The 25,640-nt window shown below is 43.3% G+C and carries 16 protein-coding genes; 7 read left to right on the plus strand and 9 right to left on the minus strand.

Going from position 1 to position 25,640, the window contains the following annotated elements:
- Positions 1-7: 7 nt before the first annotated feature.
- The 5 genes from RIB15_RS11425 to RIB15_RS11445 form a co-directional block, all read right to left on the minus strand.
- Positions 8-1,522, minus strand: a complete 1,515-nt coding sequence (locus RIB15_RS11425) for a TrkH family potassium uptake protein (RefSeq protein ID WP_350202289.1) — start codon at positions 1,520-1,522, stop codon at positions 8-10.
- A complete protein-coding gene (gene trkA / locus RIB15_RS11430) occupies positions 1,522-2,874 on the minus strand; it encodes a Trk system potassium transporter TrkA (protein ID WP_350202290.1) in 1,353 nt (450 codons plus the stop codon). The genes RIB15_RS11425 and trkA overlap by 1 nt, the downstream gene beginning before the upstream one ends.
- A 107-nt stretch (positions 2,875-2,981) precedes the next feature.
- A complete protein-coding gene (locus RIB15_RS11435) occupies positions 2,982-7,601 on the minus strand; it encodes a PKD domain-containing protein (RefSeq protein ID WP_350202291.1) in 4,620 nt (1,539 codons plus the stop codon).
- Positions 7,598-9,382: a hypothetical protein gene (locus tag RIB15_RS11440; protein WP_350202292.1), complete on the minus strand. Its 1,785-nt coding sequence runs from the start codon at positions 9,380-9,382 to the stop codon at positions 7,598-7,600. Before RIB15_RS11440 ends, RIB15_RS11435 begins: the two co-directional genes overlap by 4 nt.
- Before the next feature lies 1 nt (position 9,383).
- Positions 9,384-11,489: a HAMP domain-containing sensor histidine kinase gene (locus RIB15_RS11445; RefSeq protein WP_350202293.1), complete on the minus strand. Its 2,106-nt coding sequence runs from the start codon at positions 11,487-11,489 to the stop codon at positions 9,384-9,386.
- A gap of 184 nt (positions 11,490-11,673) precedes the next feature.
- On the opposite strand from RIB15_RS11445, the gene RIB15_RS11450 reads away from it, so the two are divergent.
- On the plus strand, positions 11,674-11,937 hold the full coding sequence (locus RIB15_RS11450; RefSeq protein ID WP_350202294.1) for a hypothetical protein: 264 nt from the start codon (positions 11,674-11,676) through the stop codon (positions 11,935-11,937).
- Between the two features lie 53 nt (positions 11,938-11,990).
- Here RIB15_RS11450 and RIB15_RS11455 read toward each other — a convergent pair whose 3' ends face one another.
- Positions 11,991-14,456: a zinc-dependent metalloprotease gene (locus RIB15_RS11455; protein WP_502881352.1), complete on the minus strand. Its 2,466-nt coding sequence runs from the start codon at positions 14,454-14,456 to the stop codon at positions 11,991-11,993.
- A 190-nt stretch (positions 14,457-14,646) separates the two neighbouring features.
- Between RIB15_RS11455 and ald the strand changes: the two genes are divergently transcribed.
- Together ald and RIB15_RS11465 are read left to right on the plus strand one after the other, a co-directional pair.
- Positions 14,647-15,762, plus strand: coding sequence for an alanine dehydrogenase (gene ald, locus RIB15_RS11460; RefSeq protein ID WP_350202296.1), 1,116 nt, complete (start codon positions 14,647-14,649; stop codon positions 15,760-15,762).
- A 347-nt stretch (positions 15,763-16,109) separates the two neighbouring features.
- Positions 16,110-16,484: an endonuclease domain-containing protein gene (locus RIB15_RS11465; protein WP_350202297.1), complete on the plus strand. Its 375-nt coding sequence runs from the start codon at positions 16,110-16,112 to the stop codon at positions 16,482-16,484.
- A gap of 414 nt (positions 16,485-16,898) precedes the next feature.
- On the opposite strand, the gene RIB15_RS11470 is transcribed toward RIB15_RS11465, so the two are convergent.
- Positions 16,899-17,891 carry a metal-dependent hydrolase gene (locus RIB15_RS11470; protein WP_350202298.1) on the minus strand — a complete coding sequence of 331 codons (993 nt, stop codon included), beginning with the start codon at positions 17,889-17,891 and terminating at the stop codon, positions 16,899-16,901.
- Positions 17,892-18,752: 861 nt separating this feature from the next.
- On the opposite strand from RIB15_RS11470, the gene RIB15_RS11475 reads away from it, so the two are divergent.
- The 3 genes from RIB15_RS11475 (at position 18,753) to RIB15_RS11485 (ending at position 19,706) form a co-directional block, all read left to right on the plus strand.
- Positions 18,753-19,034, plus strand: coding sequence for a type II toxin-antitoxin system Phd/YefM family antitoxin (locus tag RIB15_RS11475; protein WP_350202299.1), 282 nt, complete (start codon positions 18,753-18,755; stop codon positions 19,032-19,034).
- A complete protein-coding gene (locus RIB15_RS11480; RefSeq protein ID WP_350202300.1) occupies positions 19,031-19,324 on the plus strand; it encodes a type II toxin-antitoxin system RelE/ParE family toxin in 294 nt (97 codons plus the stop codon). The genes RIB15_RS11475 and RIB15_RS11480 overlap by 4 nt, the downstream gene beginning before the upstream one ends.
- Positions 19,325-19,466: 142 nt before the next feature.
- A complete protein-coding gene (locus tag RIB15_RS11485; protein WP_350202301.1) occupies positions 19,467-19,706 on the plus strand; it encodes a hypothetical protein in 240 nt (79 codons plus the stop codon).
- Between the two features lie 233 nt (positions 19,707-19,939).
- On the opposite strand, the gene RIB15_RS11490 is transcribed toward RIB15_RS11485, so the two are convergent.
- Complete coding sequence (locus RIB15_RS11490) at positions 19,940-21,166, minus strand: FtsX-like permease family protein (protein ID WP_350202302.1); 1,227 nt, start codon at positions 21,164-21,166, stop codon at positions 19,940-19,942.
- 254 nt (positions 21,167-21,420) lie between these two features.
- Positions 21,421-22,968, minus strand: coding sequence for a lysine--tRNA ligase (gene lysS / locus RIB15_RS11495; RefSeq protein ID WP_350202303.1), 1,548 nt, complete (start codon positions 22,966-22,968; stop codon positions 21,421-21,423).
- 330 nt (positions 22,969-23,298) lie between these two features.
- Here lysS and RIB15_RS11500 point away from each other — a divergent pair, with 330 nt between their 5' ends.
- Positions 23,299-25,614, plus strand: coding sequence for a hypothetical protein (locus tag RIB15_RS11500; RefSeq protein ID WP_350202304.1), 2,316 nt, complete (start codon positions 23,299-23,301; stop codon positions 25,612-25,614).
- The last annotated feature ends 26 nt before the right edge of the window (positions 25,615-25,640 follow it).

A 25,640-nucleotide genomic window follows, 5' to 3' on the forward strand; every position in this document is an offset into this window, starting at 1 on the left:
TGGGTTATTATTGTTTCCAGAAGGCAGGAGAGAAGATAATCAGGACGGTGAAAATTTCGAGGCGACCCACCATCATCAGCATGATTAAAATCCATTTACCAAGGTAAGGAAGTCCGGCAAAGTTATCGGTAGGACCAAAATCACCCCAACCGGGACCAATATTTCCTATAGCGGCAATACTTGCTCCAATGGATGACATGATATCGTAGCCGAATAAACTAATGGCAAAAGCTCCGGCAGCAAATATGAAGATATACAGAATAAAAAAGCTTAATACGGTCTGCTGAATATTCCGGTTGATAGCCTGATCTCCGATTCGTACAGGAAGGATGGCTTTAGGGTGGATGATTTGCTTGATTTCACGGGCGGTATTTCGAATCAGGATCATCCATCGAATCATCTTGATTCCACCTCCGGTTGAACCGGCACATCCTCCGGTAAAAAAGAGCAGGAAGAGAAAAAAGGCGCCAACGGTGTTCCATACTTCATAATTATCGGTACCGAATCCAGTGGTAGTTACAATAGCAAGTACCTGGAATGCTCCATACCGCAGGGCATCAAGAATGTCGTAATTATCGATAATCCAGAGAGAGCCGGAGATAATGAGGATCCCGATAAAAATAACCAGTGTGTAAAAACGGATTTCACGGTTCGCGAAAAAGGAATCTCTATCACCCTGAATAAGCCGGAAATGCATGGCAAAGTTAATCCCGGCTAAATACATGAAAATGATGATCACCCAATCGACGTAGGCTGAGTTGAACGCTTCGATACTGGCATTTTTGGTGGAGAAACCTCCGGTAGCCATCGTCGCGAAAGCATGATTAATAGCTTCAAACCAATCCATGGAAGGGTGCAGCCAGAGTAAAATAAACTCGGCGGCAGTAAAGGCTACATAAATACCCCAGAGTAACTTGGCTGTTTCCTGTACACGCGGTGTGAGCTTGTCGGCGGTAGGCCCTGGAGATTCAGCCTGAAATAGCTGCATTCCTCCAATTCCAAGTAGAGGCAAGATGGCCAGTGAGAGTACGATAATTCCCATTCCACCCAGCCAGTGAGCCAGCGATCGCCAGAACAAAAAGCTTTTTGGGATATCTTCAATCTGAGGATTCTGAAAACCATCGCTGGTTGTGCCTCCCAGGATAGTTGAACCTGTGGTCGATAATCCACTCATGGTTTCGAAAACAGCGTCCGTAAAGGAGGGGAGAATGCCGGAAATCACAAAGGGGAGAGCGCCCACCAAAGACAGCGATAGCCAGGTCAGGCTTACAATAAGAAAACCTTCCCGAACCCTGAGCTCATCCTGTGGGCGGAATAAATACCATAAAGCACCTCCAACCACAAAAGCGATAGCTGCAGAAAAAAGAAAAGAATGCCAGGTATCTTGTCCGTAATAGAGATCAACAAAGGCGGGCATCAGCAGGGCAAATCCCATAAAAAATATAAACGCACCCAACACTCCCAATACAACAAGGAAGTCAATCTTAGCCCGGTTCAGATTTGAGGTTGCAGAAATAGCCATTATTGGAATAGCTTGGTTACTTTATCGATGGCTGATGGCAGGCAGAATATCATGACCCGGTCGTTAGCTTTTACTTCTGTCTCACCGGTGGCAATTTCAACCGATCCGTCACATAATACACCACCAATTACGCAACCTTCCGGCAGCCGCAATTTTTTAATGGGTTTTTGAGTGATTTTTGAGTCTTCGTTGGCCTGAAGTTCAATAACTTCAGCTTTTATACCTCTTAGTTCGGTAACCGAAATAACCCGTCCGCGGCGCACATACCGATGAATTTCGTTAGAAGCCGCTACTTTTTTGTTGATTACTGCATCAAGGCCGATGGTTTGGGCCAGGGGAATGAAATCAGGTTTAGAAACCAGAGCAACCGTCTTTTTCACTTCCAGGTGTTTGGCCATCAGGCAAGAAATAATATTCGATTCTTCGTCATCTGTAACAGCAATAAATGCATCCATCTCGCTGATGCCTTCGGTAGCCAGTAAATCCGGGTCGGTAGGATTTCCGTTTAAAACCATCACTTCTTTGAGCTCAATGGCGAGTTCTTCAGCGGTATCGTAGTCAGGTTCAATCAGCTTGATGGACCAGTTCTTGGATGGGTCGGCACACAGAATACGGGCAATCATAGCTCCCATGGCAGAACCACCGGCAATCATAACGGAATTCAGTTCTGTCTCCTTTTTTCCGGTTGTTTCAATGATAAAAGGGATGTTCTCCGTTTTAGCCAGCACAAACATCTGGTCATATTTTTGAAGCTTTACCGAACCGTTTGGGATAATAGTTCGTCCCCGCCGGCCAATAGCTACAACACGGAAAGTCACATCTGAATGAGCTGCAGAATATTCATTCAAAGATTTTCCAATCAAAGGCGAATTAGGTTCCAGCCTGATTCCAATCAGCTGCATGCGATTTTCAGCGAGGTTAATAACATCACTGGCTGATGATCGCTTTAGAAGCTGAGCGATTTCCTGTGCGGCACTCAGCTCGGGGTGAATCATCACGTCGATGCCCAGATCAGAAGGGGTGAGAGGGGCATTTTCGGCAGAAAATTCGTCGCTGCGAATCCGGGCTATTACCATTTTTGCGCCCAGCCGTTTCCCGATCATCCCTGAAATCATGTTTACCTCGTCAATACTGGTAACCGAAATCAGGATATCTGCTTCTCCCACATTGGCTTTTACCAAATCTTTGACGGAGGTGGCGTTTCCTTCTATGGTGAGTACATCGAGAGACTCGGCTACCCGGTTTAGGCATTCCTTCTCCCGGTCTAATACGGTAACGTCATGTTTTTCTGATGAAAGTACACTGGCAAGATCATAGCCAATCTCCCCGGCACCAATAATAACAATCTTCAAATGAAGCCTGATGATTAATTATAAAACGTTCAATGTTACCATCTTTTTTACTGAAAATAAAACCATATATAATATTTTAAATTCAATATAATCTTAAAGATACCGGTCTATTCAGTGATAATAACCATTTCGGTTTCAACGGGTGATGATTGTTTCACCTGCAGGTCTCTCACTCTCACGGTAAAACGATTTTCTCCTTTCTGAACCGGCAGGTTAATTCGATATCCCACGCCCACTTCTTCACCATCACGCAGCCAGGTAAATTTGACTTGTGAAACGTCCCGGTTAACTTCGGGAGCTCTGATTACAGTAAAGGGATTAGCCGGATTCCACTCAGCATTCCGAAGGGTATCCGAAGCGGAAACAAACTGAAGTGGTTCGGATACCACGATTGGGAATTTAACCGATGAGGTTGGGCGGTCTTCAAAAAACCACATTAAATGGAGGCTGTCGGCACCCGGTGAATTGGCCGTCCAAATATCCTGAAACTGTCCGCTATACACGAACTTCCAGTCATTTTGATCAGGTATTTTAAGATCGCTGATGGAAATACTGCCTCCAAGGCTTATCCGGGATGGATATTCAGGTGAGATATCAGGGTGACCAACAGGGATAATTTCCACCACAGCCGAATCAACAGAATTTGAAACTCCTCGCCCATCATCCTGAACATAAGTGATCCGGTATTTTCGAAGTTCAGTAGGGGTGAAAGCAGAGTCAGCAATAACACGGTTGTTGACTTTCCACAGACTGGTTAATTGATCTCCATCCCTGTCGGTGTCAGGACTTCCCGAAAGCCTGACCTCCCGATTCAGGTATACTTTTCCTGGAACAGTAATCTTAGGGTGGGGAGCGCTGTTAGCGAAAAAGGTTTTCTCCATACGTGCCTTGTTATTTTCGGAAGGAGAATTGTCTTTCACTTCAAGGACTACCGTATGATTACCCGGTTCTACCGTTTTGATGATTTCAGATGCATTTTTGCTAATTAATTCACCATCCAGATACCAATTATATTCTTTGATAAAACCGTCAGGATCTTCTGATTGAAGAGCATTCAGGTTCAGGTCCGAACCGGCCGGAACTGTTTCAGCAAGCTCCCATACAATTTTTGGAGCCGCATTTACTTTTAAGGATTTCGTCAGGGTTACCGAATTACAACTGGTCGAAGAATTTGTTTGCAAGAACAAGGTAACCAGATACTCCCCAGGTTCAGTAAACTGGTGACTTGCCTGCAGGCCTTGAACGGTTTCGAGTGAACCGTCAGCTACATATTCAATTCTCCATTCGGCATTGATGATATCATCGTCGGCCGAAGAAGCACTCCCATCAAGGGTGATGACATCTCCCGGAGTTGCCCATTCCTGCAAATCAAAAACGGCATTGGGGCCTTGAATAACCCGGACATTAGCCCGCACCTGGTTTGTATTTCCGCACTGAGCTGAACCTGAACCTTCAACCGTTAATGTGAGCGGGTAAATACCTGGTTCTGTGTATACATGCTGCACTTTAGGGCCACTTTCAGTGGTTCCGTCTCCCAGGCTCCAAACCAAAGAGGGAAGGGCGCCCGATGGATCGAGACTATTTGAGCCGTCAAGATTCAGAGCTGTATTAACACAAATGGTTGTGTCGCTTATATTCATTTTGGCAACGGGAGAACCTTCAACGATCACGGGTATTTTTGCAATCGTTTTTTCTTCGGTGATTCCGTCACTGAGTTCAAGTCTGGCTTCGTAAACCCCGGGAGCATCATAAATGTAAGAGGGATTAGCTTCTTTAGAAATGTCTCCGTTACCAAAGTACCAGGTTACATCAAAGTTATTTCCATCCGGGTCAAAACTGCTTGAACTGTTAAACAGAACGGTTTTTCCACTACAGGTTGCGATCAGCGAATCGACATTGGCTTCAACAGGGCGATTGACTAGTATTCGTATGGTTTCCTGATTGGTGCTATTCGATAAACCCAGTCCGTCATGAACGGTTAAGCCTACGATATGTACACCGAACTCAGGAGCTCTCCAGCTGAAACTGGCTTCATTTCTTTTAGAACCGTCGGGAAGTGTCCACTCAAAAAATACCTGATCGTTGTCAACGTCATAGGTTTCAGAAGCGTCTAATTTTATATCCAGAGAATTTGAACGAACTACTTTCTCTGTGATGATATAAGGTTCATGGTTAATATTTACCATTCCCTCTTTGGATATTGATGAGTTGGCCAATCCCTGGTTATCAGTGGCTGTCAGGGTAAAGTAATGAGGCCCGCTTTCATCAAATCGTTTCCGAACTTCTGAGCCTTTAATTTCGGTGCCATCAGCGAAGGTCCAGATCATTTCCCGGATCTCCCCATCCGGATCATAGGATTCTGATGCGTTCAAAGTAACCTCATCGCCCGGTGCAATTTTATCAGGACTGGTATTCCATTTAAGAACAGGGGCATGATTAACCCATACATCTTTACTGGAAAGATCCTGGGCATTCTCGTGTCCGGAGTTGTCCTGAACCCTCAGGGAAATAGTATGCTCTCCGGGATCGCTAATCATAAGCGAAGGGCTGGGGCCGCTTGCAGCAGGAACCCCATCTATATACCATTGATAATTGGTAACAAAACCGTCATTATCGATACTTTGAGTTCCATCAACCCGGAAACTGTGTCCTGCAGCTAAAGTATCAGCAACGTTAAAAGAGGCAACCGGATATTCATTGATTACGATTACGTGACGTTTTTTCTGGATTTCATCACCCTTTCTAATACTTACGTTTACGGCATAGGTGCCGGGCTTTTCATATAAATGTGAGGGTTGAATTCCGGTAGCTACCGTTCCATCGCCAAAGTCCCATTCGTACACAACAGAACCAGTATCAGCAGCAGTTGTGAGAGAGTCGTTTACTGTAAAACCTACTTTTGAAGCTGAAGAAATACGGGGTGCACTAATGAAAGAATCAGGTTCAAATGCTAAGGCGCTATTAACTACGCTATCTTCTGCGATTACTTCATCATTCGTTTTAATATTTTCAGTTATTGGTTTTGCCCGGATAGTGTCAGCAACTGATGAATCCTGAGATACCGGCTGAATATTTCTCACAGGAGGGATGACGGTATAGTTCCGGGTGATCGTGTAACTGGAATTTTCTGTGTTTGTATTATCATCAACCGTTAGGGACACTTCAAAAGTACCGGTAGCCATATGGCTGATCACCACTTCACGAGCTGTGATGTCACTGCTGACAACACCCAATCCTTCCCATTCAAAGCTCAGGGAGTCGTTGTTTATATCCTTATCATTAGCGACAGAAAAGGTAAGGTATTGTCCGGTTTGGAATGTTGAATCATATTCAATTTCGGCATAGGGCTGGGAGTTGACTCTTATCCGGATTTGGCGCTGACTGTTGTTACATCTTATGATATCCCCTCCGTTATTAACTCTCACTGAGATGATATAAGAACCTTCATCGGGTGATGAAAAATCAAAAGTAGGTCCGTTTCCAGCTGGCCGTCCATTTATAAACCATGTGTAGTTCAATTCTTCCCTGCCTAAATCGTACGACTCCTCGGCTGACAAAGTAATAACCTCCTCCGGAGCAATAATTTCCTTAGGGCTGTAAAGTCTGGCAATAGGAGGTGAAGTAATATTAACTTCAGTTGATGCAATCCAGTATTCCGGCAATGCAGATGATACCGGATTTGGTATCATCACACTGACAGTTTGGTTTCCTCTCACAGAAAAAGGAATAGTAGGGGAAAAGCCGGTAGCTACCGTTCTTCCATCAACTTTCCACTGAGCATTTTGCATGTCCCGCTGTGAAAATAAATTACTGCTGAGCCTGAATATTTTATCTGTACAATTGTTTGCAGTGGTAGTTTGTATCTCAAATTCAGGTTTTTCAGTTGATGAGAACTGTTCTTCATAAAGCCACAGGGTTGGTTGTTCCTTCCCATATATTGCAATGTTATTCAGGATTTGTTTGGATCCGCTTATATTCACTGCCCATTCATTCTCTATACCGAGGTTGCTTTCAGGGATGCGGTTACCAGGCTGATTGAATGGATAGGTATTACCTAAAGCATCGGTTATTTCAACCTTGCTGTCTTCTTCTCCGTCAATAACCAGTTCTGGTATTATGAAACCGGGGTTGTGGGGCTTAATCTGCAAACTTTGATCAGGTGGCATGTCAAAAAATCCAATAGCCAGATCAATGGTAATAATTTTCCAGGGTTGATTTCTGAGGGGTTCGCCAACGGTATTCATTACACGGAGGTCAAAATTATTTACATCATTGCCGCCATCAGTAGTAACCCTTACGATATATCCATTTTCAGCCTCTTCATTGAGTACGAAAAAGTTAATCCACCGTCCTTTAAAACGTTCTTCATTTTTTACGGAGAGTGTTTCTAAGACCGATTCATTCTTCTGCTTTTCAACAACCTGATTTCCATCAAGTGAATACAGTTCATCAAATGTATAAATACGGTAGGAAGTAGTTGTGTTGGCATTCGGTGTAGTAATCTGATCAATGGTTCCACCAATACCTGCATCATAAAGCTGAAGCATGGCCTTTGGTGCATTGGCTTCTGGTTTTATCCAAATATCGTATTGATGCCTGCTGTCACCGCTTTTGAAATCTGTATTCGTTCCTGATATCGAGAGAAATAATTCCTGTGCCTGTACCGATACAAACGGACATAACACAAAAAGGAGCAGAAGATATGTGCTTATGGTGATTCTTTTCATTGTTCTGCCTCAACGATAAAAGACTTCGACAAATAGGTATGATCTGTACTCATGTTTTTGAAGGTAATGGTCAGTTCACCGGGTATTAAGTTCATTTTTGTACCCCAGCGACCCTGCCCATCAGTTGATATTGTTCGGGATTGTTGTTGGTTAGAGATCACAACTTTTATCCCGGCATAGGCCTGAGATGATAGAATAGTATTTCCTGCTTTTACCCGTTCTGCATCTAAAGCAGGCAGCCTTCCAATATCGAAGTTAAAAAGAATTTCTTCTGACAATCGTACTACTGTGACCTTAAGTTCAGATTGATTACCTGTAGGATCTTTCGATAAAATCTCAACGGTAGTTTCTCCGGATAATCCTGATAACGGGTGTGAAAATCGACCCGAAGCTGCAATTGACACTAATTTTCCATTGATAGTCAGTTTTGCATCCGGTTCGGTAACTCCCTCAATGGCAAAGTCCTCACTGGTTGTTAAAAGCAGATTCTCCCTTATATCATCCACAAAAACAGGAGGAGGGTTGTTGTCTACGTTCCTGATGATCCGCGCGGTTTTGGAATAAGGCCCTCTGAGTCCCAGCTGGTCAGTGGCCTGAACTCTTACATAAGTCATGCCGAGGGGTAAATCTTCAATAGTGAGCGCTGTTTCATCGGTCATTACCTCCGTTACTTCTCCATCAAAATTCGCTGAGGTGCTATATTGAACCCGATAGTTTACAGCACCCTCTATTTCCCGGAATGAAAAAAGCAGGCTTTCTTTATTGATGATGGTATCTGCAGACGACCAATTTAAGGAAGGAGCTGGCAGCAGCTCTACAGGCTGCATGGGATCTTTACCTTCTTCAACAATAGTACCCTGATTCTTTTGAATGGTAATGGTTACATCATTGGAGTTTATAATAGCCTCCCCGTCATAATTGGATAACTTCGCTCGTTCTTCACCTTCCGTTTCAGCATAAAAATTCTGAGTTTTCAATTCAGAGCGGGAGGGGCCTGCATTCAGGATATACCGGCTGCGATCTTTACCCGCTGCAGAAAGTTTGGCTAATAGTCCGCCATCCTCCAGTGTAATTTCTGTATCTGTTGAGTTATTGAGTTTGTCAATTCTCGATTTACGAATTACAGCAACGGTGTTGGGTGTTACCTGTATATCACTCCCGTCGGTAAAAGAGAGAGTAGCATAGCTTTCGATTAATGTTCTGATGCCATCCGATTGCTTGAATAAGTCACCAGTCATGGCGTCCGACCAGCTTCCCAGGAGTCCGATTCTCTTATCAACTTCTCCTTTTTTTCTGCTTAGCTGAGCCTGAATGTCTACAATTCTGTTATTCATCAATGTAGTTTCCAGCAAGTCGACGGCTTCTTTTAACTGCCCGGCCGACTCAATGGCTTGTTCCAGCTCACCATCATCAATTGCTGCAGAATACTCAGCGATAATGTTCTTAGCATTTATATATTCCTGATTGGCAAAAACAGTTGCCCCGGAATTAATAAGTTTACTGATTCGGTCTTTTTGTTCATTTACCCGGGAAGAGAAGTCCGCAAAGTTCTGTAGTTGCAATATATCAGCAGGGTTGAGTGTAAAAGAGTTACTGCTGACATTATGAGTTGCCATTTCTATAACAATGGGCCAGTTAACCGTGCTTCCGGTATAGCGCTGGGCTATTAATTGCAGATCTTTGGATTGAAAGGTAAGCGGATTCTGCTGTGCATGTGCCTGCACACAAATCACCGATAGCAGCACTAGCAATATGATATGACCTCTGTATTTTCTAGTCATATTAATTCTGCCTGTTTAATTTTGGGAATACTAATGTAAACCGGCTTCCAATGGCCTCATTCGATTCCAGTTCAATTTCTCCGTTATGGCGGTGCATAATTTCCCGTACATAGGCTAAACCAAGTCCGGTACCTTTTTCTTTAGCATTGGCTTTAGATTTAACCCGAAAAAACTTATCAAAAATCTTTTTTTGGTCCTCTGTGCTGATTCCATATCCAAAATCAGTAACACTAAACAGGATGCTGTCTTCTGTTTCTTTTAATTGCGTTTCTATGGTACGGTTGAGGTCACCATACTTAATGGCATTACTGATCAGGTTTTGGACTGCATCAAAAATTAAATCACTGTTTCCTTTGACCTTGAAATTTTTTCCTTTTTTGGAAGCACTAACTTTCAACTTTTTCTCGCTGAGTAAAGGATTGGTGATTTGATGCACGTTTTGTACAATCTTATTCAAATCAACATTTTCTAATTCCAGCGATTCTTTTCCTGATTCGAGCCTCTGAATTTCAAGGAAACGGTTTACCAGCTTATTCATTCTGTCGCCCGACAAATAAATCTGGTCAACGAGAACTCCCCGTTCTTCAGCGGCAATATTTTTGTTTTCAAGCAGAATTTGGGATAATCCAATTACCCCACTTATAGGGTTTTTGAGTTCATGTACGATGATATTGATCATGTCGTTCCGCTTGATGTCATTCAAACGGTCTTCTGTTTTGTCATGCAGGATAATAAGTGCAGCTTGTTCAGCGCCTTCCTTATCAACAATCGTCACATACTGAAAATCATAAAAATAGGTTTTCCCTTCCTTAAAAGACTGCGATAGTTCTGCACGATTGATCTTAATGGTGTAGGGGTTAGGATAATGAATGGTACGTTCGAACTTACCGGTCTGGATATTCTCGTGTCCCAATATATCATCCAGTGAGCTTACTTTTGGATCCAGGGAAAGACTCTCCAGAAAACTCTGGAAATTGTTGTTGAGGAAACTGAACTGCTGGTTTTCGTCTAAAATGCCTATCAGATCTTCTGAATAGGTCATCATATACTTGTTTTTAGACTCCTCCAGAATAATTTTTTCCACATTAATTTTTTGATAACGCTGAAGGGTGAGCCGGATGTTTTCCAGCGTCTCCTGCATCAGGTCAAACTCCGGTAGTGAAACAGGTTTGATCTGGTGATCAAAATTCAGGCCGCTCAAATATTCCACATCGGTAATAATCTGCTCAACGGGTTTATTCACGTGAATACTTACGTACCAGCTGAAGCAAAAGAGGATAAAGAGGATCACTCCACCCGTGATAAGGGAATAGGTGATGAGATCATAAACAGGTTGCAGCACAAACGAATCTTCAACGGCAATCACATGCCAAAAAGGAGTGGTCTGGAAACGGGAGGTCATTACAAACCAATTATTGCCATTAAGTTCTATGGTAGATTGATTGGAATAACTGGCATCGCCAACCAGAAAGGCTGGAAATTCAAAAGGTTGCTCAGGAACAATGTTATCACCCGTTCCGCTTACAATGTTGGCAACATAAGTTCCCCCAAGAGGAATGTTAATGAGCTCAATGGTAATTTGAGATGCATCAAAAAACATATCCAGCTGGTAGATATTACCGGCAATTTGGATCACCCGTTTGGCAATAAAAAAATGAGTGTTTTGAAGGGTATCGGGGCTCCAGCTTACATTGATCATAGGATCTAACCGGGACTGATACCAGTTGTACTTAATCCCGCTGAAGTCAATATCATCATATAAGGAACGCCTGATATCCACAGATTCTGTAGACGATTGCTCCGAAATGGTAATTCTCATCAACCCCGGGGTAAGGTTGATGGTTTTGGTTACGATATTCTGTGTCTGATCCGGCGCTTTTGCTATTTCTTCGGCGGTATAATTGGTTGAGTTCAGCCAGTTTCGGATGACCTGATCAGAGCGTTTAAGGGAATATTCCTGGAGCTGAGAAACGATGGTGGTACGCTCGTTGATTATAGCTTCTCTGTATTGAGGGCGTACGAATACCCACATCAGCACAAAGGCCATAAGAAGTAATAGAGAAGAGAATAGAAAAATTCTATTCCTCAGCGTCAACCCATCAAACATAAAACACCTATTTTTATTAAGGTAAAGTTCCGTCTAACTGAGCAAATATTCGATTAGAATAGTCTTATAAATCAACAGGTTTTCAATTCTGAGCTTTGCTCATGTTAATGATAGCTTAACATTAACATAACCTTTTCTTTAGCTGAATTGGGGATTCTTAGCCAACAAACAAAAAAGCGTATATATGCTGATTGGCGGAGACTTTAATACCAGAGCAAAACAGTTGCTTATTAGACTTGGGGAGCTAAGTGAGCAGGATTCTGGAAAAAAAATACCTGTTGAAGATCTTGTAGAAGGACTCGAAATAGATCGCACAGAACTTAAAAACCTGCTCGAGTACCTCGAAAATAAGGAACTGATTGAGATTGCCAGTATTGGTGGCCCATTACTTTACGGACATATCAAAATCTCCGAAAAAGGGATTCTGAAAGTACTGAAGCTTAAATAAAAATGGCTTCTGCTTTATTAAAACAGAAGCCATCATAAGCAATACAGCTAATCTTAATTAGAAGGATCTAAAATCCCGTCAATTCGTTCCAGTACATCCGCGATGTGCGCTTTTGAAATGGGATCAGAAATCCGGTTCTGAGCACGCTCTAAATCATTCCGGAGTTCGTTCAACTCCACTCTGAGCAATGGACGGATATCAGAAGTAGCCACATCAACGGGATTCCAGGAACTGCCCGCCTCATCATTTTCAAACATCTCTTCAATATTGTGAATGTACATTCTTTGCAGGTTTCTGCGGTAAGGATCTATAGCCGATGGGGAGTATATTTCACTCCATATACCTTCTCGTACATCTTCCAGCATATCGAGCGGAGCATACGCATCGTCATCGAAAGTATAGGCTTCGTTGAGGCGAATGATCACGTCTGCGGCCATCACATCATTGAGTAAACGAGACTGCAGGTTTTTCACTCTTTCTAAAGCTCCGGCATGTTCAATGCGGCGCAGGATTTCCTTGTCAAGAAGCCAAGCCGGAGTTGTAAAAACATGCTCATTCAGGAAAGCCAGTGCTTTTTGCTGATAATCTTTGGGTACCGGAGTGTAGAGGACGCCACCCTGATTTGAACTTTTTCTGCTCTGGTAAACACCCCCAATATTTGTAGAAACATGACCGGCGTAGCGAGCCCATTGAAATACCAATTCACCATAAATCTCTTCGAGGTCGTCGTAGCCTTCACCGGGAGTAGAGGTCCACTCAATCAGGTTTGGTACAACCCGTTTAAGGTTCATTAATCCGTAGGTACTGGCCTGAACCGGATCGTTGGATAAGTCCTCGGTTTGAGCCGATGGATCCCAGCCAGTGGATGAGGCAAAGCGGTAAATCGGATCGTCTGCCTTTTCTTCAATCCATTTGTCGAGAATTGGTTTTTCTTCTTCCGGAGTTTCTGCTTCTGGAATCACGCGATATCCCCAGTTTACAGCATATTTATCATAAGGTCCGATTTTTCTAATGAACCGGATGTTCTCGTCACCCGGCTGGGCGATATAATTCTGGCGTGCGTATTCCATGATGGTCGTTGCAATGCCGTATTTCTGTGTGAATGTGCCAGAACGCAGGGAATCAACAGGATAAGCCGAGCTGGACTGCATGTTATGAGGAAGTCCGATGGCATGACCTACTTCGTGAGCAATTACGCGGCGCATGGTCTCACCAATAAGATCGTCATCCAGCTGGAGTTGCCGGGCGGCAGGATTTGCAGCTCCTGTTTCGATCATCAATCGGTTTCGGTAAGAGCGCATGTGGTTGTGATACCAAACAATATCGCTCTCGATTATTTCGCCGGTTCTGGGGTCACTTACACTGGGCCCAACCGCATTCCGAATAGTACTGGCTACCCAGCGAACGGTAGAATAACGAATATCTTCCGGGCTCCAGTCAGGATCTTCTTCTGGTGTTGGAGCTTCTTTGGCGATAACGGCATTTTTAAAGCCGGCAGCTTCAAATGCTTCATTCCAGTCTTCCACACCTTGCTTTACATACGGCACATATTTTTTGGGAGTGGCGGGATCCAGGTAATACACAATGGGTTTTACCGGCTCAACCAGTTCACCCCGTGCATAGGCTTCAGGATCTTTTGGTTCCAGCCTCCAGCGGCGGATGTAACTGACTTCTTTGGCTTTTTGAGCTTCGAGTCCGTAATCAATTTGGTTTACTGTAAACCAGCCAACCCGGTAGTCTTCATAACGGGGACGCATGGGCTCTTTGGGAAGAAGTACCATGGACTGATTCATCAGCATAGACAGGGTGTTGGTTCCCTGGTCGGAAGGAGGGTTACCGGCATCGTAAGTAAGGACGTGGCGGACTTCAATATTCTCGGGAAAACTTTTGGCTGACTCAATGTAGGTGCGGTTTCCATCCAGTCGGCGTACCTGATATTCTCTTCTCAGAAAGCTGATGGCACCGCTGATGGCTTCGATATCTGAAGTGAAGAAATCCGTCATTTCAATTACAACGGAAGCTGAATCTTTACCAATGGCTTCGATTGGAAAAGCGGCAAGGATGGGGGCGAAATTATTGGCCTTAACCGACTTGTAAATAGGGAGTGTGTCGCTTGCAACCGCATTGTAAGACTGCTTTCGGATTAGAATCTGATCTTTCTGACGCTCAAAAGTGAGTACCTGCTCTGCCGTTTTAGATCCGCCGGAAAAGAAACCAAAATAATCGGTGGGTACCTGGGCGATACGACTTACCAGCAGCATTTCGCGATTCAATAAAGAATCCGGGATTTCATAATAAAGTTTGTCATCAACCCAATGCACATCAAACAAGCCTTTATCCGTTTTTGCTTTATCGGTGATGACTTCCGGGTATGCCTTCATTCCATTGGAAGAAGAATTCATTGATTGGGAAGGTTTTTGAGCAGAATTGGAAGCTGTTTCTTTAGAAGAGGAACAGCCAGCAATCAAGAAAAGTGATAGAAAAAAAGCGGATAAAAATTTAGGAGACGAGACAGACATGAAGCTTATAATTTAGTTTCCGAAAGTAATTTGGGTGAAATTAGTATAAATGATTCAATTTTTTAGACATTTAACATCAAATAACAAAAATAGTTTTACAGCTAATTATTAAATATTCATTCGTCAGTTTTGGTTAAAAATACCTACCTTTGCATCCCTTAAATGACAGCATAACTAAACGTTTTAAATCATGATTATTGGAGTTCCAAAAGAGATTAAAACCCACGAAAACCGGGTAGCTATTCAGCCGGGCGGAGTGGTTCAAATGAAGCGCAACGGACACGAGGTATTAATTGAAAAAAATGCCGGGGTAGGTAGCGGCTTCAGCAACCAACAGTATATTGACGCTGGTGCTACCATCATTGACGATGTGGAGGAAGTCTGGAAGAAGGCCGAAATGATCATGAAAGTAAAAGAACCAATCGCTGTGGAATACCCGCGTATGCGTGAAGGGCAGGTGATTTTCACCTACTTCCACTTTGCGGCTGAAGAAGCTCTGACCAAAGCTGTTGTGGATTCAAAGTGTATTGCCATTGCTTATGAAACGGTAGAAAAAGCAGATCGCTCGTTACCTTTGCTCATTCCGATGAGTGAAGTAGCAGGACGTATGGCTGCCCAGGAAGGAGCGGTATACCTTGAAAAACCCAAAGGTGGTTTAGGTAAACTGATGGGTGGAATTCCCGGTGTACCTCCGGCAAAAGTATTGGTATTAGGCGGGGGAGTTGTAGGTGTGAACGCAGCCAAGATCGCAGCCGGTATGGGCGCAGATACAACCATCATGGATATCAATATGCCACGCCTGCGGTACCTTGATGATGTGATGGACAAAAATGTGAACACCATGTTTTCATCTGAAGCCAACATTCGCAAGATGCTTCCGGACGTGGATCTGATTATCGGGGCTGTACTAAAGCCCGGTGCAAAGGCCCCACATTTGATTACCCGTGATATGCTCAAAGAAATGAAGCCCGGAACGGTATTGGTGGATGTTGCTATTGATCAGGGCGGATGTTTTGAAACCTCCAAGCCAACCACGCATAAAGATCCGGTGTATATGGTGGAAGATGTTGTGCATTATTGTGTGGCTAATATGCCTGGTGCGGTTCCTTACACCTCAACAATGGGGCTCACCAATGTAACGCTTCCATATGCGGTATCTCTGGCCAACAAAGGCTGGAAGAAAGCGCTTAAAGATGATGCTGAGCTCCTGAAAGGGCTGAATATTGCCAACGGCACGATTGTGTACAAAGATGTGGCTGAAGCATTTGATCTGGAATGGGATGAAGTGGATACTGTTCTGAACTGAGTCTGAGTTTTCAGTTTTAAAAAGAATACCAAAAGGGCGGACAGTTTGTCTGCCTTTTTTGTTTGGGGTAATTATTGCCCTTTCATAGAGGACCCTCACTCTGTCTCTCTCCCTCCGGCGCGCCTGTGCTGCATTCTATTCCTTAGCTTGGGCCGCGGGGAAAGAGGACTCTGTAGTGAGAGTTGGTGTGATGGAAAAGATATGAGTTAAGAAAACACTCTTTGATTAGGTGCTCCCTCCAGATAAGCGGAGCACAATAGGGAGGGTTGGGGTGGGTCGTTTGGTGAAGGGCTAAAATGTTTGCAAAACAAACTTGCGGTTTTCGAGCAAAAGATTCTAATTCAATTATGAATCTCACCAAAAAAACCATAATCGAAATAGCAAGAGAGCTGCGGAAGAATGCAACGCCTTCCGAGAAAACATTATGGAAGTATGTAAGAAACCGTCAACTGGGTGGATATAAATTTCTTCGGCAGAAACCCTTTGTGCACGAGCAACATAATAACCACCGGTATTTCTACATCGCCGATTTCTATTGTGCGGAACTAAAACTGGTTGTAGAACTGGATGGCAAAGTCCACGATTTCCAAAAGGAGTTTGATTATCAACGGGATTTAGTACTGAATGGATTGGGGTTAAAAGTTCTTCGGATAAAAAATGAGGAGTTGGCGGATTTGGATAGGGTGCTGGAGAAGATTTTGGAGGTTAGTGTGAATAAATGACTGCCCCTTTAATACCGGACCCTCACTCTGTCTCTCTCCCTCCGGCGTGTCTGTACTACATTCTAATCCTTAGCTTGGGCCGCAGGGAAAGAGGACTCTGTAGTGAGAGTTGGTGTGATGGAAAAGATATGAGTTAAGAAAACGCTCTTTGATTAAGCGCTCCCTCCATGTAAGCGGAGCGCAATAGGGAGGGCCGGGGTGGGTTGTTAGGTGGAAATGGCTTGTCGAGTGGTAGCACATCCGGCCTCCTCTAAATCTCCTCCTTCGTAAGGAGGAGACTTTTCCGTGCTTCATAAAAAGAGTATAATAATTGATTTGAGCCAGAAAATATTCCAACGAGTCTTTCTCCTTGATGAGGAAAAAAGGAAAGAGGAGGACTCATGAATTAATGGTGATACCGGCAGGCAAGGATGGTTAGTTAAGCAACATCTCCATAAACGTTTCCCGTACTTCCTTATTTGCATCTCGATACGTCCCAAACTCCACATGTTGATTGGTATTGGTTGTATCAATCTCAATCCCCCAAAGCGGTGAGAGGGTAGTAGGAAGCATCGAATAGCGCCCATCGCCAATGACGTTATTGTAATCAGGATGCCAAATCAAAACCGCATCCGATAGCTTGGAAAAACGGGCGATGTCTTTGTACAAAGTGGTTCCTTTCAGGTGATTGAATTCCTGTTTCCATTGGAGTAGGGAAGCGGATTCGCCGTCATATATTACAGGGTCAGAAAAAGGAATAAGTTTAACGCCAGCAGAATATAAACTATCCCCGGCAACGTAGCGGATACTCCAGAGCCAGTTGTTGGCAATGGTAGGTTTTCCAATCAGCTGGCTGATTTCGCGATTCTTATCTTCGGCTATTTGCCGGGCGATCTCCACGGCTTTTTGCTGCTGACTAAATCCAAAGAGGAGGTAGAGTGCCATCCATCCGAGGGCGAGCCAGGCGAAGAGCTGCTTACGTTTGTAGAAGGCCATTCCGGTGAAAATGATAACCCCAAGGGTAAAAAGGGGATCGAAGACGGAGATGATATCCAGGGAATAGCGGGCGTCGGTGAAAGGCCAGAATATATGTACGCCGTAGCTGGTGAAAACATCGGTAATGCCGGCAGTGGCATAGCCGGCTAAGCTGAAGAAGTACGTTTCTTTTACCGTGAGGTATTTCTTCACGTACCACCAGAGCAGGAAAGTAGCCACCAACGCTCCAACCGGAATAAACACGATGGAATGGGTAAACTGCCGGTGCAGCTCCAGATTGAGCAGCGGATCGGAGGCACTCCCAAGAAACACATCCAGATCGGCGAGCATGGCCGAAGCCAACCCGGTAAAAGCCGCTGCCCGAAAGGTTCGTTTATCCGCAAACGACTGCGAGGCGGTGGCACCAATAAGTCCGTGAGTGACGGGGTCCATGGGATATTTCTCAGTTTATGTTATAGAGTTTTCAGTAATTGAGCTGCGTAATGTCTAATGAAGATTCGTATTCAAATTAAAAACTAATTCTTAAAACTGTCATTTTGCGGCGAATGCCCGAAATCTTGTAGTGTTTTAGGTAACAGATATTGAGTTAATGGCACCAACCAGATCCCTGCTTTCGCAGGGATGACTTCTCTTCAGCTGAAGGATTAAAAGTAGGAGTTTCGGAGAAAAGAAATGAAAGCGAATTGATTACAATAAAAGTTCAATAAACTTTTATTCAGCCGACTTATTTGAACGAGTTTATTGAACATTTTGGGATAAAAATACCCCTAACCCCTAAATTTTAATGAAATTGAGAAATGAATGATATACATTTATGGGAGACGAAATGTTCATCAATAATATGTTATACCACTAAGACTTAGAATAACTGATTTATGAAATTCAACTTTAAAACCATACTAGGAATTAGTCTTATTCTCCTGGCAGTTTTCATAACAAGTGATACAACATATACTTTTATAAAAAGTCTCTTAGTGGGTAATGGAAGTTCAATTTGGTTTGCGGTTCTTTTCACGTGGTCATTAATTGGTACTTCATTATTATGTGGCGTTGTCCTACTTAATGGGGGTAAATCAAAAAATAATAGTGGTATAAAAAGCGCATTAACTGGGACGCGGACGTAGCTTCGGTTTCCAAAGTTACTTGTTATAACTTTTTAGAGTTTAATTAACTAATAATCCCTGCGCCGTTTAAACGCTGGGTCGTTAGTGTGCCTCTTCTGCGAGACATTTAGTACAATATATTGTTCTGAATTTAGTACATTAAACAGAACAATAATTAAAGATTTTACCCATGTCTCACATTCAACTTGACCAAGATATTCGTTCACTCTCTGATTTTCGAGCTAATGCTGCATCTTATATTGAGCGTGTCAAATCAAAACGCCGACCGCTTATTCTTACTCAGCATGGCAAAAGTTCTGCCGTACTAATTGATGTAGAAGATTATCAAAAAATGTTAGATAAGATTGAGTTATTGGAAGAATTATCTGCTGCCCGAAAGGAATTAGATAATGGAGAAGGTATAAGTCATGATGAATTCATAAGCGAACTGAGATCACAATATTCATCATGAAAATTATTTGGTCGCCAACGGCAAGAAACAAAACCAAAGAAATTCTCGAGTATATTTCTGAAGATAACCCAACTGCTGCTTTAGCTCTTATTGATTTAATCGAAGAGAAAGTTGAAAATCTAAGTCAAAATCCAGAGTCAGGAAGAGTGTTTCCACCAACAAATAATGACAAAATTCGAGAAATAATTGTCCATGAGAATTATGGGGTAATCTATGAGGTTAATCCCAATATAATCGAAGTTTTAACAGTTCGTCATTTCCGGCAAGACTTTTCTAACTATAACATGTAATTCTTTCGGTGCCTAACAAGCGTTTAAATCGGATACTGAATCAACTTCAGCAGAGACCGCGGACGGGGTGCGATGGAAACTTGATTGCCAGGAATCAATTTCGCTACTTCAAATAAATCATAATCCCCGCGCCGTTAGCTGTATGATAGAACTAATGAAGAAATTCCTTCCATATTTGTTTGGTCTAGCTTTCTTGTTTAGAGCTATGCGCCCGCCAAACATTTTCAATCTTATTCCAGCAGAAATTCATAGAAGTTTGTTCAAAAATATTTTTCCAGAAGTAGTAACAATTTTTCTCTTTAACCTATTAATTGCCTTATTTATTTTTTCGGTTTCAAAAAAAATTATTACTGCTTTTTCAAATTCAAAAGTCAATGCCTGAGCCAAGTTTAAACATACAGCTAACAAGCGTCTTTCTCGTTGATAAAGAGAAAACAAAAGAGGTCGAAAGGGTTATCTAAAGGCACATGTTGTAGAGCTTATCTAGCCAATCAGATCCCTGCTTTCGCAGGGATGACATTGTGTGATGATTTGGTTGCAATAGTCAAGGAGATTGCTTCGTCGATATAAATCTAAACCTGTGACTAGCTGATCGGCTCCTCGCAATGACAATGACTACCGCCCAAACGAAATTACCTTAACCGGATCGGTGTTGGCCGCCACGCGGGCCGGGAAGTACGAAGCGATGGCAGAGAGGACGAGCGTAACCACGGTGGCAATCAGAAAATCCATAAGGTGTGGTTCAACCGGAGCATAACTCATGTAGTAGTTTTCCTGCGAGAGAGGTATGATCTGGTAGTTAGCCTGCAGGAACCAGAAAAGTAATGATATACCAATCCCTATGATGAGTCCGACCCCGGCGACCATCAGGCCCTCCATTAAAAACACACGGCGGATGATCTTTGACTTACTGCCAATGGTTTTCAGCACGCCAATATCGCGGGTGCGCTCCAGCACCATCATCAGGATGGCTCCAATCAGGTTAAAGGCAGCTACAATAATCATCCCGCTGATTACCAGAGGGATCATGTTTTCCTGGAGCTCCACCCACGCAAAGATATTCCCGAACACGGTGTAAATGGTTTCGTTGTAATAGGGGAAAGTGAGACTTTCACTAAGCTTTTCCTTGAAAGGGAAAATATCTACATCATCCTGCAGCCTCAGTTCAATCCCATCAGCGGTATTTGGTGGATATTTGAACAACTGTTGGGCGTGGCTTCGGCTCACCATGGCAAACACATCATCAAACCGATCGATACCTGTTTCGTAAATGCCCGTCAGCCTGAATTGCTTGATTTCCGGGGAGTTGATTAAAGAGGGAATGCCTTCAATGGTGTAAACAGTGATCACCGAGCCGAGTTCAGCCTGCAGCTCCTGGGCCAGCTGTGCACCCATCACAATGCCGGGCATACCGGTGGAATCACGGCCTAAACTGTAGGTTCCTTTCGTGATGTATTTTCCGACTCCGAATGAAGGTTTATCCAAGTCGACACCTTTAAGGGTGGTTCCGGTTACGGCATCCCGGGTTTGGATCATCACCTGACCCTGAATTACAATTTGCTTGCTCTTGATTTCCGGGTATCGGTCGAGGTGTGCAAAAACGGTATCCACCCGTTCGATGGGTCGGTCGGTAAACGTAGTCACGGTGATATGCGGGGCAAAATCCATGATCTTTCCGTTAATCGTGGATTTAAATCCGTGAACAATGGAAAGGGCGATCAAGAGTCCGGCTGAACCGACTGCAATGCCGGTAATCGACATGTACTTGATGAACGACAAAAAGCCCGAGCTTTTGCGCGAGCCTTTGAAATATCGAAGCGCCAGATACCACTCAAATTTCATCTGTTTAAACTCCAAGTTTCAAGTATCAAATTCCAAAAACCAGAAAATACCGTCATTGCGAGGAGTGAATGCGACGTGGCAATCTCCTTTTCAGGACTTGTTGCTTGATTAATGAAGATTGCTTCGTCGTTATAAATCCCAATTACAGTTTTAACTGTTCGTCTCCTCGCAATGACGGTAAATGATGATCTATAAGTTTTTATTCTGGTCATTGGAATTTGGAGCTTGTGACTTGGTATTTGGTGCTTAAACAACTATTCCGGTTTCATCTGAGGGAAGAAGAGGACGTCGCGGATAGATTCTGAGTTGGTCATAATCATGGCAAGCCGGTCGATTCCAATTCCAATTCCTGCAGTAGGAGGCATGCCGTATTCGAGGGCTCGGATAAAGTCGTCGTCGATGGTCATGGCTTCATCATCTCCGCCTGCGCGAAGTTTAGCCTGTTCTTCCAGTCGTTCCCGCTGGTCGATCGGATCATTAAGCTCGGTGTAGGCATTGGCAATTTCCTTTCCGTTACAGATGGCTTCAAACCGCTCTACCAATCCTTCTTTGGATCGGTGCTTTTTGGTAAGCGGACTCATCTCCAACGGGTAATCCGTGATAAATGTTGGCTGAATTAATTTGCCTTCCACATATTCACCAAAAATCTCGTCAATGATCTTGCCGGCGCCAAAAGACTCATCCATTTCGATATGTAATTCTTTGGCAACCACCTTGAGTTCATCCAAGTCTTTGCCATAAAGATCATGCCCGGTTTCTTTTTCGATAGCTTCAAAAAGTGGTACACGAGGCCACGGAGCCTTGAAATCAATTTCGTTTTCTCCAACCTGAACTTTGGTTGAGCCATGTAGCTCGATGGCTACTTTCTCCAGCATCTTCTCGGTGAACTCCATCATCCAGTTGTAGTCTTTGTAAGCAACGTACAACTCAACCTGGGTAAACTCCGGATTGTGGAAACGGGAGAGACCTTCATTCCTGAAATCTTTTGAAAATTCATACACGCCGTCATATCCGCCAACGATCAGTCGTTTCAGATAGAGTTCATTAGCGATACGGAGATACAAGTCCATATCCAGGGCGTTGTGGTGCGTCACAAAAGGCTTGGCCGCTGCGCCACCGTAAATAGGCTGAAGAATAGGCGTTTCTACTTCCAGGTAGCCTTTGTCGTTCATCACGTTGCGCATGATCTGAACCATTTTGGTTCGCTGCTGGAAGGTTTTCCGTACTTCAGGATTAACGATTAAATCTACATAGCGCATTCGGTAGCGCTGCTCTTTGTCCGTAAAAGCGTCATGGACAATCGTCTCGCCATCTTCTGTTTCCTCTTCCTTGGGAGTAGGAATGGGACGGATGGTTTTGGTTAGAAAGTGAAATTCTTCGGCGTGGATGGTGGTCTCGCCGGTACCGGTCTTAAATACAAAACCCTTGATACCTACAATATCTCCTATATCCACGAGCTTCTTGAATACCTTATTATAGTTGTCGGTACCCAATTCTTCGGTGGCTACATCATCGCGGCGAATATACACTTGAATGGTGCCTTCGGAATCCTGAAGGTTAAAGAAAGAAGCTTTCCCCATAATGCGGCGGGTCATAACCCGTCCGGCCACTGTCACTTGTTCTGAATCAGGGTTGGTATCCTCATCACGCAGAAAGTGATCTTCGTTATTTAAAATCTGTTTTGAGTTGTGGGTAACGTCGAAAGAGTAAGGGTAAGGGTTGACTCCTAATTGCTGGAGTTCCTGCAGTTTTTCCCTGCGAATTTCTTCTTGTTCGGAGAGGGATAATTCCTGTTCAGACATCTATAAAAATTGGATTAATTAATTGCGTTCAAACGAAGCATCAAAAATACCGAATTGTAGTGAGAATTGTGAGGCTCAAAACAAATTAGTTTGGGTTTGCATTTTAAGTATTAACAAAATCAAATTGTAGTCGATAAGAATGCCTGAGAAGAAATAGTGCGGTATTTACGACTTATTAAAACTACATATTCAGGCGTTTTTTTTAGTTAAATCATTTTTAACTTTATATACTGAAAAGGCTTTGATAGCTTTAGGTTAAAATACTGTCGAACCTACCTTAAGGTATTTTCTTCGGGTCCAAATAAAATTAAAAAATCAAAACACTCGGTAATGCAGATTAAAAAACACTTTATAGCGTTTATTGCACTTGGTGTGGCTTTTACGGGTTGTGAAATTCCGAAATCACCGAATTTCAAGACCTCTCACAAAGTTGAAGCCCCCGTGATGTATAACAAAACGTTTCAATTCATGGGAGACTCTACGATGTCGGTGATGATTGATACGTCAGGCACAGACTTCGATTCTTTGTTTACAATAGATGGCGATGACTTCATCACGATCTCAAAAGAACAGGATTTCAACTTTGGGGAGCTAGATGATGCCATTCCTGTCATTGATGTGGACCCGACTTCTTTTGACGCAGCGGTAGGAGAGATTGAGATAACAGACTTTTCCTCAGGATCCGGAGATTTGGGTTCGGCTAATATCGAGGAAGTAACGGGATCTGATCCAAACTTTGTGCCGGCAGGCACGCCAATCCCGGCTGGAAGTAATGCTTCTGCTCCGGTAAGAATTGGTATTGGTGCCAATACCGACTTTTTCCGAAGTGCAACCATTAAAAATGGATCATTGGTCGTTGAATTGACGAACAGTTTAGGCTTCGATTTCCAGACGGCAAACATTCAGGTTATTGATACTACTACCAATACACCGATCGGGAGTGCTGCTACATTTAGTGCTGCTGATGGAAATCAGTTAACAGATGGAGCAACTCAAACAGCGGCTATCGACTTTTCTGATGGAGATCAACTACGTAATCTTGGGGTTGAAATTGTTGTATCCTGGAATAACTTTAATTTCCCTGCCAACCCACAGGAGCTGGTCGTTAACTCTGTGAATGGTCAAAACCTGATTGCCTCACAGGTACAGGCAGCACTGGATGAGCAAGACTTTTCCACGACCAGTACAGCTACTTTCAGTAATGAGGAGTTTGAATTCACCGATGCAAGTCACTTCATCAGGATGAATGCAGGTGAAATTGACATTGCACCTATCCAAAATGACCTGGAATTTTCTATTGATGTAACCATCGACTTTGCTGATATCAGAAATTGTCCGGCTTCTGTTGCTAACAACATTCCGGAGATTACAAGCGTGAACCCTCTGCAGATTTCATATACCGAAGCCAATAACACGGAGATATCGAGAGCAGGAAGTTCAAATCGTGTAACTATTCCATTGGCTGAATGTGAAGTTTATGCCACTAATAACGAGGTTACGTTTACTATAAGTGCGGCTACCGAAAACACGAAGTCTGCCCCTCAGGGAGACCAGATCCGTGTAATTAATGAGAATCAGTCTGTTGCTTCTTCAGTTACTATTTCAGGATTGGAGATCGAGAGGGCTACGGGTGTTATCAAGCAGCAAACGGTATTGTTGAATACCGAAGATGAAACTGACTTTGATGATGACTTAGCGCTCTTTAATGACAATGAGGCTGAGATTACCGAGATTGATGGATTGAACGATCTTTCATCACAACTAAGTAACCTGAATTTCACCAACCCGATTCTTTCCATTAACTATTCAACCAATATCAGTGTGCCTACCACTATTTACGGAGCTTTTGTAGGTACCAATGGTGATGGAGAGCAGGTTTACCTGAGAGGAACCGGCGGAGATTTTGACGTAGAATCTACAGATCCAATCGACGGACTTTTCAAGAATGCAGGTGATCCTCTTGATGCCGATGAGATGATTAAGTTTTCACTGGCTGAGAATTTGAATGGGGATGATATCAACGCTTCCATTCAGTTCGACCGTACCAATACCAATGTGGATGTTTTCCTGAATAATCTTCCTTCTGAAATTCGCTTTATAGGTAAAGCCGTTGTGAATGAAGATGAAGATGAGGCCACTATTATTGACCCTCTGAACTTCGATCCTAAAATCAGTGTCGATATTCCATTGAGGCTCTCAACAAATCAGCCTATAACCTATACGGATACGGTAGAACAGGATTTGGGTGGTGTTCCTTCTCCAGAACAGGGAGATCAGAGTTCCATTAGTCAGGGTATTATCGCTATCGATTATGAAAACGGATTCCCTCTCGGCGTTGATCTGGAGATCACATTTCTGGATTCATTACAGAACGAGTTTTCTCCTATAAATGTATCACTGGATGATATAAGCTTATTGCCTTCGCAGATTGGTACCGACCGATTTTCTGATCATGCAAATCCCGGCAGTGGAACTATTGAGATTGCACTGAACCAGGAACAACTGGACCAACTTTATAAGACAAGATTTTTGGAGGTTTCGGCTTCATTACAAACAACAAATAATGAAGACGTAAAAATACGAACTACCGATTACATCACTTTGTCGGTTCGTGCTGAGTTAACCATCGAATCGGAGGTAAAGTAAGATGAATAAAAGGGTATATAATAAGA

Origin of the sequence: Gracilimonas sp., from assembly GCF_040218225.1 — a bacterium.
Taxonomy (GTDB): domain Bacteria; phylum Bacteroidota; class Rhodothermia; order Balneolales; family Balneolaceae; genus Gracilimonas.